Annotated in this window: 12 protein-coding genes; 10 read left to right on the top strand and 2 right to left on the bottom strand. The window is 73.7% G+C overall.

Annotated features, from left to right (window positions below; genetic code table 11):
- Positions 1–204 precede the first annotated feature (204 nt).
- The gene (locus tag ABZ454_RS08275; RefSeq protein ID WP_356315051.1) at positions 205–1,806 is read right to left on the bottom strand and encodes an oxidoreductase; all 1,602 of its coding nucleotides are present in this window, start codon (positions 1,804–1,806) and stop codon (positions 205–207) included.
- A gap of 146 nt (positions 1,807–1,952) precedes the next feature.
- On the opposite strand from ABZ454_RS08275, the gene hisD reads away from it, so the two are divergent.
- The 9 genes from hisD (at position 1,953) to ABZ454_RS08230 (ending at position 8,836) form a co-directional block, all read left to right on the top strand.
- Entirely contained in the window at positions 1,953–3,275 is a 1,323-nt protein-coding gene (gene hisD, locus ABZ454_RS08270) for a histidinol dehydrogenase (protein WP_359536586.1), read from the top strand.
- The gene (locus ABZ454_RS08265) at positions 3,272–4,429 is read left to right on the top strand and encodes a histidinol-phosphate transaminase (RefSeq protein ID WP_359536584.1); all 1,158 of its coding nucleotides are present in this window, start codon (positions 3,272–3,274) and stop codon (positions 4,427–4,429) included. The genes hisD and ABZ454_RS08265 overlap by 4 nt, the downstream gene beginning before the upstream one ends.
- On the top strand, positions 4,426–5,028 hold the full coding sequence (gene hisB, locus ABZ454_RS08260; RefSeq protein WP_356315042.1) for an imidazoleglycerol-phosphate dehydratase HisB: 603 nt from the start codon (positions 4,426–4,428) through the stop codon (positions 5,026–5,028). Before ABZ454_RS08265 ends, hisB begins: the two co-directional genes overlap by 4 nt.
- Positions 5,025–5,192 (top strand): hypothetical protein, encoded by a 168-nt coding sequence (locus tag ABZ454_RS08255; protein ID WP_356315040.1) that lies wholly within the window; start codon positions 5,025–5,027, stop codon positions 5,190–5,192. Before hisB ends, ABZ454_RS08255 begins: the two co-directional genes overlap by 4 nt.
- A 10-nt stretch (positions 5,193–5,202) precedes the next feature.
- Positions 5,203–5,844, top strand: coding sequence for an imidazole glycerol phosphate synthase subunit HisH (gene hisH / locus ABZ454_RS08250; RefSeq protein WP_359536581.1), 642 nt, complete (start codon positions 5,203–5,205; stop codon positions 5,842–5,844).
- Positions 5,844–6,569 carry a bifunctional 1-(5-phosphoribosyl)-5-((5-phosphoribosylamino)methylideneamino)imidazole-4-carboxamide isomerase/phosphoribosylanthranilate isomerase PriA gene (gene priA / locus ABZ454_RS08245; protein WP_356315034.1) on the top strand — a complete coding sequence of 242 codons (726 nt, stop codon included), beginning with the start codon at positions 5,844–5,846 and terminating at the stop codon, positions 6,567–6,569. Before hisH ends, priA begins: the two co-directional genes overlap by 1 nt.
- The gene (locus ABZ454_RS08240; RefSeq protein ID WP_356315031.1) at positions 6,566–6,964 is read left to right on the top strand and encodes a RidA family protein; all 399 of its coding nucleotides are present in this window, start codon (positions 6,566–6,568) and stop codon (positions 6,962–6,964) included. Before priA ends, ABZ454_RS08240 begins: the two co-directional genes overlap by 4 nt.
- Entirely contained in the window at positions 6,961–7,716 is a 756-nt protein-coding gene (hisF, locus tag ABZ454_RS08235; RefSeq protein ID WP_359536578.1) for an imidazole glycerol phosphate synthase subunit HisF, read from the top strand. Before ABZ454_RS08240 ends, hisF begins: the two co-directional genes overlap by 4 nt.
- Before the next feature lie 235 nt (positions 7,717–7,951).
- Positions 7,952–8,836 carry an alpha/beta hydrolase gene (locus tag ABZ454_RS08230; protein ID WP_356315268.1) on the top strand — a complete coding sequence of 295 codons (885 nt, stop codon included), beginning with the start codon at positions 7,952–7,954 and terminating at the stop codon, positions 8,834–8,836.
- A 123-nt stretch (positions 8,837–8,959) separates the two neighbouring features.
- Here ABZ454_RS08230 and ABZ454_RS08225 read toward each other — a convergent pair whose 3' ends face one another.
- The gene (locus ABZ454_RS08225; RefSeq protein ID WP_359536576.1) at positions 8,960–9,736 is read right to left on the bottom strand and encodes an alpha/beta fold hydrolase; all 777 of its coding nucleotides are present in this window, start codon (positions 9,734–9,736) and stop codon (positions 8,960–8,962) included.
- Positions 9,737–9,898: 162 nt separating this feature from the next.
- Here ABZ454_RS08225 and ABZ454_RS08220 point away from each other — a divergent pair, with 162 nt between their 5' ends.
- Positions 9,899–12,973 carry a LuxR family transcriptional regulator gene (locus ABZ454_RS08220; RefSeq protein ID WP_359536574.1) on the top strand — a complete coding sequence of 1,025 codons (3,075 nt, stop codon included), beginning with the start codon at positions 9,899–9,901 and terminating at the stop codon, positions 12,971–12,973.
- Positions 12,974–13,053: the final 80 nt, after the last annotated feature.

Genomic DNA, 13,053 nt, shown 5'->3' with positions numbered 1-13,053 from the left:
AAGCTTTGGTGCCGAGTGGATGGGTTGTCCTCGCCGGGGACAAGAAAGAGTAAAGGAAAGCGCGGAATCTGGCCTGTTCCCGCTGCTTGGGCGGTAAGCGTTCGGTGGTGCGTCCGATTCCGGGGCGCATCCGTTCGTCCGCCGACGGGCCTGCCGGCACAAGGGGAGCGGCCCACCACGCCTTCCGGCGGGCCGCCTGCCCGGTCAGCTTCGGCGCAGCAGTCGTGAGGCGCCCGCCGCGACGGTGGTGGCCAGTATCCATCCCAGCAGGATGAGGGTCGCCGCCACCCACTGCCAGCCGCCCTCCAGCCGCCAGTACCCGTCCTGGCCCAGGTTGATCACCGGGACCAGCAGATCCAGCGCGTACAGCGCCGGATTCCACTCCGGATGCTCGCTCCCCTTGATCGACGACGGCTCGTACCGTGAGAAGGCCACCGTCCCCGCCGCCCACAGCACCGCCATCCACACCGCGGCCCGCCCCGGCCGGTAGCCGTACGCCACCGTCCAGTCCTGGACGAAGCCCCAGAGCTTCGCGGCGGGCGGCAGCGTCTCGCGCCGGCGCCGCTGCTTGGCGAGCAGCACCTCGCGGGCGTCCGCGTCCTCCCCGCTGCTGCGGAGCACGGCGGCCAGCCGTTCGTACGGCTCCGGCACGTACTCCGGGGTCGCCGCCGACACCCACTCCAGACGGCGGGAGAGCGGGAAGTGTCCGTACGGGACGAGGTTCTCGTACACGAACCCGCCCATCGCCAGGCCGCCCGGGCCCGGCCAGCTGGTCGACACGTCGATGAGGGTGACGACCTTCGCCCCGTTGAGCACCACCCGGCCGCGGGCCGGGCGCTCCGGGTTGAACCGCAACTCCGGAGCGACGATCCGGCGCAGCGACAGCTCCTCGTGCCCGGCCAGCACGAACACGGCCTTGTGCAGATCGACCGCGTCACCGAACCGGCCGTCGTCCAGCCGCACCCCGCCCCGGCACCGGAAGACCTGCGCGCGCATCCCGCGGGCGGGCGTCGGTGAGGCGGCGATGCCGTACGGGGGAGTGGTGCCCTGGTTCCCGGTGTCCACGCTGACCCAGGCCTCGCTCATGTACAGCGTCCGCTCCACACTCAGCTGCGGGGCGTTGAGCGCGCGCCGCCCCTGCGCCGCCCGCAGCCGGCTGCCGCGCAGACTCAGCGAACCGCCCACCTTCGCCCCGCGCAGGCTCAGCTCGCCGAGCGTCTCGATCATCTCGGCCTGCAGGTCCTGGGCGACCGTGAGGCCGTCACCGACGAGCGCACGCCCCTGCCGGTCGGGTCCGATGTCGATCTGGCTGATCAGCAGATCCGTACCGATCTGCGCGTCCGTGAGCCGGATCCCGCGCTCGATCCGGCACCGCGGCAGATGCAGATCGCCCTCGGTGCGCAGCCGCGCCGCCTCCAGCCGCGGCACCGCGCACCCCACCATCCGCAGCGTCGTGAAGTGGCACTCGGGCAGCAGCACCTCCTCGTCGAAGCGGCAGCCCGTCAGTTCCACGTACGGGGCGACGCGCCCGCCCGCCAGATCGAGCCGTCCGGTGATCCGCAGCCCCCGGAGCTTCAGCGCCGCCACCATGCCCGGCCGGGGCGGCGGACCGCTCAGCAGCAGCCGGGCGACGACGCGGGCCGCCACGCTGCGCTCGGGGCCCCAGACGTGCGGGGCGAAGGGATCGTCGCGCACCCCGTCACGGGCGCGCAGGTCGTAGGTGATCCCCGTCCGGAAGGACTGCCACATGCCCAGCTCTGCCGCGCTGAGGCCGTCCGGAAAATCCCCGTCGTGCGGTGTGGTCACCGACGCTCCTTCCGCTCGGAGCCGTAATCCCCTTATTCCCTCTGAGTGACCAGGTGAACGCTAATAGTCAGCCGTGACAGTGGGGACATGTATCAGCCAGTGATACGGGCGTCCGGGCGGCTGAGGCGGTCTGAGAGAATTGCGGTGTGATCTCTCGAATCGATCTGCGCGGCGATGCCCTCCCCGAGGGTGGCGCCCTGCGCGACCTGCTGCCCCGTGCCGAGTTCGACGTGGAAGCCGCCCTGGAGACGGTGCGGCCCATCTGCGAGGACGTACGCCATCGTGGCTCGGTGGCGGTCATCGACTGGGGGGAGAGGTTCGACGGGGTGCGGGTCGGCTCGATCCGCGTCCCGGCCGAGGCGATCACGGGCGCGCTGGAACAGCTCGACCCCGCCGTGCGCGCCGCCCTCGAGGAGTCGATCCGCCGCGCCCGCCTCGTCCACCGCGAACAGCGCCGCACCACGCACACCACCCAGGTCGTGCCCGGCGGAACCGTCACCGAGAAGTGGGTGCCGGTCGAGCGCGTCGGGCTGTACGTGCCGGGCGGGCGTTCGGTCTACCCGTCCTCCGTCGTGATGAACGTGGTCCCCGCCCAGGAGGCGGGCGTCGAGGGCATCGCCGTCGCGTCGCCGCCGCAGAAGGAGTTCGGCGGACTGCCGCACCCCACGATCCTGGCGGCCTGCGCCCTGCTCGGCGTGGACGAGGTCTACGCCGCCGGCGGCTCCCAGGCCGTCGCGATGTTCGCGTACGGCACCGAGGACTGCCTGCCCGTGAACCTCGTCACGGGCCCCGGCAACATCTACGTCGCCGCCGCCAAGCGCCTCCTCAAGGGCCGCGTGGGCATCGACGCCGAGGCCGGCCCCACCGAGATCGCGATCCTCGCCGACGCCACCGCCGACCCGTCCCACGTCGCCGCCGACCTGATCAGCCAGGCCGAGCACGACCCGATGGCCGCCGCGGTCCTGGTCACCGACTCCGAGGAGCTCGCCGCCGCGACCGAGGCCGAGCTGAAGCCGCAGGTCGCCGCGACCAAGCACGTGAGCGACCGGATCGAGCCCGCGCTGGCCGGGCGCCAGTCCGCGATCGTCCTGGTCAACGACCTGGAGGACGGCCTCAAGGTCGTCGACGCGTACGCCGCCGAGCACCTGGAGATCCAGACCGCCGACGCCGCGGCCGTCGCCGACCGCGTCCGCAACGCCGGCGCGATCTTCGTCGGCCCGTGGTCGCCCGTCTCCCTCGGCGACTACTGCGCCGGCTCCAACCACGTCCTGCCCACCGGCGGCTGCGCCTGCCACTCCTCGGGCCTGTCCGTGCAGTCCTTCCTGCGCGGCATCCACATCGTCGACTACACGCGCGACGCGCTCGCCGAGGTCACCCACCACGTGGTGACCCTCGCCGAGGCGGAGGACCTCCCCGCCCACGGCGCCGCGCTCAAGGCCAGGTTCGGGTGGAAGGTTCCGCAGCAGTGACGAACGACAGCACCACGGACAACGGCTCCAGCGGCAACGGCACCTCACGCAACGCCTGGGACGACCTCCCGATCCGCGACGAACTGCGCGGCCAGTCCCCGTACGGGGCGCCCCAGCTCGACGTACCCGTCCGGCTGAACACCAACGAGAACCCCTACCCGCTCCCCGACGCACTCGTCGACCGGATCGCCGAACGGGTCCGCGAAGCCGCCCGCGACCTCAACCGCTACCCCGACCGGGACGCCGTGGAGCTCCGCACCGAGCTCGCCCGCTACCTCTCCCGCACCGCCGGGCACGAGGTCACCCGCGCCCATGTGTGGGCGGCCAACGGGTCCAACGAGGTGCTCCAGCAGCTGCTCCAGACCTTCGGCGGACCCGGCCGCACCGCGATCGGCTTCGAGCCCTCGTACTCCATGCACGCCCTCATCGCCCGCGGCACCGGCACCGGCTGGATCTCCGGACCGCGCAACGAGGACTTCACCATCGACGTCGACGCGGCCCGCGCGGTCATCGCCGAGAGCCGCCCCGACGTCGTCTTCATCACCTCGCCCAACAACCCCACCGGCACCGCCGTCGACGCCGGCACCGTCCTCGCGCTGTACGAGGCCGCGCAGGCCGCGGGGCCGTCGATGGTCGTGGTCGACGAGGCGTACGGCGAGTTCAGCCACCACGCCTCGCTGCTCCCCCTGATCGAGGGCCGCCCCCACCTGGTGCTCTCCCGCACCATGTCCAAGGCGTTCGGCGCCGCCGGACTGCGCCTGGGCTACCTCGCCGCGGACCCGGCCGTCGTCGACGCGGTCCAGCTGGTGCGGCTGCCGTACCACCTGTCGTCCGTCACCCAGGCCACCGCGCTCGCCGCCCTGGAGCACACCGATACGCTCCTCGGGTACGTCGCACAGCTCAAGGGCGAGCGCGACCGGATCGTCACCGAGCTGCGCGCCCAAGGCTTCGACGTCACCGACTCGGACGCCAACTTCGTCCAGTTCGGCCGCTTCGCCGACAGCCACACCGCCTGGCAGCACATCCTCGACCGGGGCGTCCTGGTCCGTGACAACGGCGTACCGGGATGGCTGCGGGTCTCCGCGGGGACCCCGGCAGAGAACGACGCGTTCCTCGATGCGGTACGCGAACTGAAGAAGGAGCACGACGCATGACTCGCGAGGCCCGCGTAGGAAGAGTGGAGCGGACCACCAAGGAAACCTCCGTGGTCGTCGAGATCAACCTCGACGGCAGCGGCAAGGTCGATGTCGCGACCGGGGTCGGCTTCTACGACCACATGCTCGACCAGCTCGGCCGCCACGGACTGTTCGACCTCACGGTCAAGACCGACGGTGACCTGCACATCGACTCGCACCACACCATCGAGGACACCGCCCTCGCGCTCGGCGCCGCCTTCAAGCAGGCCCTCGGCGACAAGATCGGCATCTACCGCTTCGGCAACTGCACCGTCCCGCTGGACGAGTCGCTCGCCCAGGTCACCGTCGACCTCTCCGGCCGTCCGTACCTCGTGCACACCGAGCCCGAGAACATGGCGCCGATGATCGGTGCGTACGACACGACGATGACCCGGCACATCCTGGAGTCCTTCGTCGCCCAGGCGCAGATCGCCCTGCACGTCCACGTCCCGTACGGGCGCAACGCCCACCACATCGTGGAGTGCCAGTTCAAGGCGCTCGCCCGGGCCCTGCGCTACGCCAGCGAGCACGACCCGCGCGCGGCCGGCATCCTCCCCTCCACGAAGGGCGCGCTGTGACCGGCCTCAACACCGTCCTGATCCTGGTCGGCCTCTTCCTGGCCGGCGGGGTCTACTCCTTCTCGAAGCAGGGCATGCCCAAGGGCGTCGTCGTGCTGCTCGGGATCGCCTCCGTGATGTGCCTGGTGGCAGGCGTCATGCGGATCCAAGGCCTCTGGGACTGAGGAGCGACACGTGGATACGAAGAAGAAGGTCGTCGTCTTCGACTACGGCTTCGGCAACGTCCGGTCCGCCGAGCGCGCCCTCGCCCACGTCGGCGCCGACGTCGAGATCACCCGCGACTTCGACAAGGCGATGAACGCCGACGGGCTCCTGGTGCCCGGCGTCGGCGCGTTCTCCGCCTGCATGGAAGGGCTGAAGAAGGCCCGCGGCGAATGGATCATCGGGCGCCGGCTCTCCGGCGGACGCCCCGTCATGGGTATCTGCGTCGGCATGCAGATCCTCTTCGAGCGCGGCATCGAGCACGGCGTGGAGACCGAGGGCCTCGACGAGTGGCCCGGCACCGTCGGCCCGCTCCAGGCCGAGGTCGTCCCGCACATGGGGTGGAACACCGTCGAGGCCCCCGAGGACTCACGGCTGTTCGCCGGACTCGACGCCGAGGCCCGGTACTACTTCGTGCACTCCTACGCGGCGCACGACTGGTCCCTCGAAGTCACCAACGCCAAGATCCGTGCCCCCAAGGTCACCTGGGCGACCCACGGCGAACGGTTCGTGGCGGCCGTGGAGAACGGCGCGCTGTGGGCCACCCAGTTCCACCCCGAGAAGTCCGGCGATGCCGGCGCCCAGCTGCTGACCAACTGGATCGAGACGCTGTAATGCCGAAGCTTGAACTGCTCCCCGCCGTAGACGTCCGCGACGGCCAGGCGGTCCGCCTGGTGCACGGCGAGTCCGGCTCCGAGACCTCCTACGGCTCCCCGCTGGAGGCCGCGCTCGCCTGGCAGCGCTCCGGCGCCGAGTGGCTGCACCTCGTCGACCTGGACGCCGCCTTCGGCACCGGCGACAACCGGGCGCTCATCGCCGAGGTGGCCGGCGCCATGGACATCAAGGTCGAGCTCTCCGGCGGCATCCGCGACGACGCCACGCTCGCCGCCGCCCTCGCCACCGGCTGCCGCCGCGTCAACCTCGGCACCGCCGCCCTGGAGACCCCGGAGTGGGTCGCCAAGGTCATCGCCGAGCACGGCGACCAGATCGCGGTCGGCCTCGACGTGCGGGGCACCACGCTGCGCGGCCGCGGCTGGACCCGTGACGGCGGCGACCTCTACGAGACGCTCGCCCGCCTCGACTCCGAGGGCTGCGCCCGCTACGTGGTCACCGACATCGCCAAGGACGGCACGCTCCAGGGGCCCAACCTGGAACTCCTGAAGAACGTCTGCGCCGCCACCGACAAGCCCGTCGTCGCCTCCGGCGGCGTCTCCTCGCTCGACGACCTGCGGGCCATCTCCTCGCTCGTCCCCGCGGGCGTCGAGGGCGCGATCGTCGGCAAGGCGCTGTACGCGAAGGCGTTCACCCTCGAAGAGGCGCTGGAGGCGGTCTCCGTATGACCGACTCCGTACGCCGCATCTCCTCCGGCGGACCCTGGGAGGACAAGTTCGGCTACTCCCGCGCGGTGGAGCTGCCCAACGGGCTCGTCCTGGTCGCCGGCTGCACCTCGGTGGTGGGCGGCCAGATCTCCGCGGGCAGCCCCTACGAGCAGACCGTCGCCTCCTTCCAGCTGGCCTTCGACGCGCTGAAGCAGCTGGGCCTGGGCCGCGAGGACGTCGTCCGCACCCGGATGTACATCACGCACGCCCGGGACGTCGACGAGGTGGGCCGCGCCCACAAGGAGCTGTTCGACGAGGTGCGCCCCGCCGCTTCGATGCTCATCGTGGCCGGTTTCGTCGACCCGAGCCTGGTCGTCGAGGTCGAGGTCGAGGCCTACCGGGCAGGTGCGGCATGACGCTCGCTGTCCGTGTCATCCCCTGCCTCGACGTCGACCAGGGCCGCGTCGTCAAGGGCGTCAACTTCCAGAACCTGCGCGACGCCGGTGACCCCGTCGAGATGGCGAAGCTGTACGACGCCGAGGGCGCCGACGAGCTGACCTTCCTGGACATCACCGCGTCCAGCGGTGACCGGGAGACGACGTACGACGTGGTGCGCCGCACCGCCGAGCAGGTCTTCATCCCGCTCACGGTGGGCGGCGGCGTCCGCACCCCCGACGACGTCGACAAGCTCCTGCGGGCCGGCGCCGACAAGGTCGGCGTCAACACCGCGGCCATCGCCCGGCCGGAGCTGATCCGGGAGATCGCCGAGCGCTTCGGCCGCCAGGTCCTGGTGCTCTCGGTGGACGCCCGGCGCACCCCCGAGGGCACCTTCGAGGTCACCACGCACGGCGGCCGCAAGGGCACCGGCATCGACGCCGTCGAATGGGCGCACCGGGCGGCCGACCTCGGCGCGGGCGAGATCCTGCTCAACTCGATGGACGCCGACGGCACCAAGGACGGCTACGACACCGAGATGATCACGGCCGTGCGCAAGCACGTGAGCGTCCCCGTCATCGCCTCCGGCGGCGCGGGCCGGCTCGCGGACTTCGCACCGGCCGTCGACGCCGGGGCCGACGCGGTCCTCGCCGCGTCCGTCTTCCACTTCGGCGATCTGCGGATCTCCGAGGTCAAGGGCGCTCTCCGGGAGGCCGGGCACCCGGTCCGCTGACGACCGGCAGGGGCGGCACCGGCCGCGAAGACCGGTGAAGTTGCCGATGTGCGACACCGGGGTGCACCGCGAAAGTGGCGACCGCCAGAGAACAACGGCGGTTCCACGCGGTGCACCCCGAACGCCCCCGGTGACGAAGGGCTCTCGGCCCCTGCCCGGCGTGGCTCACGCCACGACCGAGAGGACCCCCCTCGTGCAGCACCTCCCCTCCGGCGACACCTCCCCGCGCCACCGGATGTCCAGGAGCCGCTCCCGCGTCGTCAAGGGCCTGCTGGCCGCCACCGTCGCCACCGCGGGCCTGTGCACCGCGCTGATGCCGGGCGCCCAGGCAGCCGGCAACCCCTACGAGCGCGGCCCGGCACCCAGCAACTCGAGCATCGAGGCGAGCCGCGGCCCGTACGCGGTCTCGCAGACCAGCGTCTCCTCACTGCGTGTCAGCGGCTTCGGCGGCGGCACGATCTACTATCCGACGTCCACCTCGGACGGCACCTTCGGCGCGGTCGCCATCTCACCCGGGTTCACCGCCTACCAGTCGAGCATCGCCTGGCTCGGACCGCGGCTCGCCTCCCAGGGCTTCGTCGTCTTCACCATCGACACCACCACCACGGTGGACCAGCCCGACAGCCGCGGCCGGCAACTCCTGGCCGCGCTGGACTACCTGACGCAGTCCAGCTCGGTGCGCAGCCGGATCGACACCACCCGGCTCGGTGTGATGGGCCACTCCATGGGCGGCGGCGGCACCCTGGAGGCCGCGAAGAGCCGCACCTCGCTGAAGGCGGCGATCCCGCTGACCGGCTGGAACCTCGACACCACCTGGCCCGAAGTCCGCACGCCCACCCTGATCTTCGGTGCGGACGGCGACACGATCGCCCCCGTCGCCACGCACTCGGAGCCGTTCTACCAGTCGCTGCCGAGCTCGCTGGACAAGGCGTACGTGGAGCTGCGCGGGGCCACGCACTTCACCCCGAACTCCTCCAACACCACGATCGCGAAGTACAGCATCTCGTGGCTGAAGCGCTTCATCGACAATGACAGCCGCTACGAGCAGTTCCTGTGCCCGCTGCCCTCGGTGAGCCTGACGGTCGCCGAGTCCCGGGGCAACTGCCCGCACACGTCGTAGGAGCGGACGCCGGTGGGCTGACGCCTGGTGCTGGGCGCGGCGCCCGCTGAAGGCCGCAGACCGGTGAAGGGCCGGACCGTGCACGTCGGTCCGGCCCTTCACCGTTTCGGTGTTCCGGTGCGTTCAGTCGTCCTCGGTGAGGAACCCGGCCACGCCGGCGGCGAAGCCGGGATCGCGGACGGCGGTCAGGTGGTCCCCGGGCAGCACTTCCAGGCGCGCGCCCGCGAGGGCGCCTGCCAGCACCTCGGGGCGGGCGGCCAGCGGATCGTCCGCCCCGGCGAGCACCAGCGTGGGTATCCGGATGCGGTCCAGCGGCAGCGGGGCCCGGTGCAGCGAGCGGATCTGTGCGGCCAGGGCCAGCCGGTCGGAGCCCGTGGCGTCGGCCAGGATCCGGAATCCCCGCGTCCGTTCGGGGGCGTCGGCCGCGTCCTCGGCCGTCAGCGCGGCCTCCACCAGCTCCGGAGGCATGGCCCGGGTGTCCAGCCCGCCCACCTCCACCGCGCCCGCGCCGATCCCGCCGACCACCAGCCGGGTGATCCGCGCGTCGTCGGCGGCCGCGAGCAGGGCCACGACCGCCCCCATCGAGTAGCCCGCCAGATGCACCTCGGCGGATCCGGTGCGGTCGATCAACTGCCGCACGTCCCGGGCCATCACCGACTCTCCGTACCACGCGTCGTCGTGCGGCTTGTCCGACGCACCGTGACCCCGGGCGTCGAGCGCGAGGACCTCGCGACCCCGGGCCACCAGGGCCTCGACCACGCCGGGGCCCTCCCAGTTCAGCCGGGCATGGGCGGCGAAACCGTGCAGCAGGAGCACCGGGGGCAGCCCGGTCCGGGACCCGCGGGACCAGGACCAGTAGCGCAGCGTCAGACCGTCGTCCGTACGGAATTCATCAGTCATGGCCCGACGTTACGGGCCGTGCGCGCGCGACGCGGTCCGCGCTGTGCGCGTGCACAGCCGATCGCGGCTCGCCTTGGGAGTGCGCCCCGCAACCGGGCGGGTGCGGGGCGGGGCCGGACGCACATCTTCCGGCGCTGTTTACGCGGAAGTAACCTGCCGGGCGTGACTCCATCGACGACCGTGCACAGTCCGCTCCGGCTGTACGGCCGCAGCGGTGAACTCGCCATCCTCGACACCCTGCTGGCCCGACTGGGCAACGGTGACGGCGGCGCGCTGGTACTGACCGCGCTGCCCGGCGTCGGCCGCACCGCGCTCCTGGACAGCGCCGTGGCCGCACACCGTGACCGGCGCACCGGCCCCGTCCTGGCCGCCACCGCGGCCCCCGCCGAGCAGGGCCTGCCGTACAGCGGGCTGCACGCCCTGCTCTGTTCCGCTCCGGGCCCGCTCCCGCTGCCGCCCGACCGGGTGCTCCGCGACGGCATCACGCCCACGGCCCTGCTCGTGCTGCTGCGGCAACTCGGCGCCCAGCGGCCCCTGTTGGTGTGCGTGGACGACGCCCACGCCTGGGACCCCGATTCGCGCGCCGCCCTCGTCTTCGCGGCCCGCAGACTCGGCGCGGGCAGCCGGGTCGCGGTGGTGATCGGCGCCGGTGACGAGACGAGCTTCGCCGGGCTGCCCGCGCTCCGGCTGGGCCCCCTCGACGACGACGCGGCGGCGGCCCTCCTGGACCGGATCACCGACGCCACCGGGGCCGCGGACCGGGTCGACCCGGTGGTCCGCGGTGAACTCCTGCGGGAGGCGGCCGGGAACCCCCGGCTGCTGCGCGGGCTGGCCGCCCGGCTCACGCCCGACCAGCTGGCCGGCCGCACCCCGCCGCCCTATCCGCTGCCCGGCGCCGAGGACGTCCTGGACGCCCACGCCGCCCGCCTCGACGGGCTGCCCGCGGACACCCGCACGCTGCTGCTGCTCGCCGCCGCGGCGCAGGAGCACGAGCCGGAGGGCGCCGGCGCGGACGTGGCCCTCCTGCTCCGCGCGGCCGCCGCCACCGGCCTCGACTCCGCCGTGCTCGACCAGGCCCTGCTCACCCCGGCGGGGACCGCCGGAGCCCTCCAGCGAGCGGGCGACCGCCTCCACTTCAGCCATCCGCTGCTGCGCCGGGCGGTCCTGCACCGCGCCTCCCCCCAGCACCGCCGGGCGGTGCACGGACTGCTCGCCACCCTGCTGGCGGCGGGCCCGGCCGCCGCCCGCGGACGCGCCCGCACGTCGCTGCGACGGGCCGGAGGAGGGGGCTTCGGCGCACCGGCTGATCGGACCGCGTCCGGTGTTCCGTACCCGGCCGGTCCGGGTTCCCGCACCGCCGACGCCCGGGCCGCCGGTTCCGTTTCCGTCCCTGCCCCCGGCCCCGTGCCGGGGCACGGCGGCGCCTTCCGGGCCGCCCCGGCCCTGGCTCCTGAGCGAGGCACGGCTCCTCAGCAGGGCACGGTGGCCCTTCCCCCTCCGCAGGGCACGTTCCGGTCCGGACCGGGGCACCCGGCGGCCGGGCCGTCCATGCTGCCCGCGCTCGTCCACCGGGCGTGCGCCGCCGGGGGGCCGGACGACGGGCTGGCCGACGCGCTGGAGGCGGCCGCCGTGGCACCCCGGCCGCACGCCGAGCGGGCGGCGGCGCTCGCCCGTGCCGCGGTGCTCTCCACCGACGAGGCGGTACGCGCCGCCCGGTACGCCGGCGCCGCCGAGCACACCCGGCTCGCGGGCGACGCCGGCCGGGCCCGGGCGCTGCTGGCCCGGGCCGGCGCCCGCCCCGCGCACGACGGCGCGCATCTCGTGCGCGGACTGCTCGCCCTGCGCGACGGACCGGCCGCAGACGCCCACGAGGCCCTCCTCGCCGCCGCGGCGCTGCTCGCGCCGCACGACCCTCGCCGCGCCCTCGACGCCCGTCTCGGCGCCGCCGAGGCCGCCTGGGCGATGGGGGACGCGCTCGCGTACCTCGACGCCATGACCCGTATCCCCGTCTCCGTATCCGATCCGGCCCTCGCCCTGTACTGCGACGGCATGAGCGCGGTGTTGTGCGGACGCATCGCCGAAGGCCAGGCGCAGCTGCGCCGCTGCCTCGACGCGGCCGGCCGTGCGCACGATCCCGCCACGCTGCTGCGCGGCGGCGTCTCGGCCCTGGTGCTGGGCGACGTGGACGCCGCCTGCCGGTTCGGGACCCGGGCCCTCGCCGTCGTACGGTCGGCCGGTCCCGAGGCCCTGCTGCCGCAGGCGCTGGAGCACCTGGCGTACGCCGAGCTCCGGTCCGGCCGCCACGCCTCCGCCCGCGCCCACGCGCTGGAGGGCCTGCACGCCGCCCGCCGCACCGGACAGCCCAACACCGCCTCCCACCTGCACGCCGTGCTCGCGCTCGCCGCTTCCGTGGAGGGCGGCACGGAGGCCTGTGCCGCCCACGCCGACGCGGCCCTCGCGGGGGCCGGGCCCCACGGGCTCGCGCAGGCCGCGACGCTGGCCACCTGGGCGCTCGCCCGCGCGGACCTGGCGGCGGGGCGCTCCGGCGAGGCCGCCGCCCGGCTCGACCCCCTCGTGCGGCCGGGCCCCCGGCGCGGGCACTTCGCCACCCGGATGCTCGCCGTACCGTGCTACGTCGAGGCGTCCGTCCTGGCCGGGCGGGCGGACCGGGGCAGGGGAGCGGACCCGGTCGCCGACGCCGTGGCGGAGTTCGCCGTCTGGGTCACACGCACCACCGACCCCCAGGCCCCCGCCCAACTGGCCCGCTGCCGCGCCCTGCTGGCGGCGCCGGCCGATGTGGCGGGACGGTACGAGGAGGCCCTCGCCCACCACGACCGCGCGGGCGGCGACTTCGAACGCGCCCGCACCCAGTTGCTGTACGGGGCGTGGCTGCGCCGGCGACGGCGCACCCGGGAGGCCAGGGGTCCGCTCCGGGACGCCCTGGTCGCCTTCGAGCGGTGCGGCGCGCGGGCCTGGACCGACCGGGCCGGCGGTGAACTGCGGGCCGCCGGTGAAGCCGTGGAGGGCCCCGCCGTGGCCGGCGGCACGGACCCGCTGGCCGCCCTGACCCCGCAGCAGCAGCGCATCGCCCGGTGCGTCGCCGAGGGCGCCACCAACCGCGAGGTGGCGTTGCGGCTCTCGGTGAGCACGCGGACCGTCGACCACCATCTGCGCAATGTGTTCGCGGCCCTGGGCGTCCGGTCCAGAACGGAGCTGGCCCGGCTGCTGGACCGCTGAGGGCCGTCCCGGGGCCCCTCGCGGGGGCCCCGACGTCGTGTCCGAGTCCGGGAGGTTGCAGGACCGTGATGAGAAGTACG

It is taken from the genome of Streptomyces sp. NPDC005803 (assembly GCF_040630435.1).
In the GTDB taxonomy this organism is placed as follows: Bacteria; Actinomycetota; Actinomycetes; order Streptomycetales; family Streptomycetaceae; genus Streptomyces.
Note: the sequence above shows the minus strand (reverse complement) of the source record. Positions and strands in the feature narration are given on the sequence as shown.

Excerpts from the sequence above, each read along its gene's own strand:
- hisB (WP_356315042.1), top strand. The coding sequence starts at position 4,426 with ATGACTCGCGAGGCCCGCGTAGGAAGAGTGGAGCGGACCACCAAGGAA.
- priA (WP_356315034.1), top strand. The coding sequence starts at position 5,844 with ATGCCGAAGCTTGAACTGCTCCCCGCCGTAGACGTCCGCGACGGCCAG.
- ABZ454_RS08240 (WP_356315031.1), top strand. The coding sequence starts at position 6,566 with ATGACCGACTCCGTACGCCGCATCTCCTCCGGCGGACCCTGGGAGGAC.
- hisF (WP_359536578.1), top strand. The coding sequence starts at position 6,961 with ATGACGCTCGCTGTCCGTGTCATCCCCTGCCTCGACGTCGACCAGGGC.
- ABZ454_RS08230 (WP_356315268.1), top strand. The coding sequence starts at position 7,952 with ATGTCCAGGAGCCGCTCCCGCGTCGTCAAGGGCCTGCTGGCCGCCACC.
- ABZ454_RS08225 (WP_359536576.1), bottom strand. The coding sequence starts at position 9,736 with ATGACTGATGAATTCCGTACGGACGACGGTCTGACGCTGCGCTACTGG.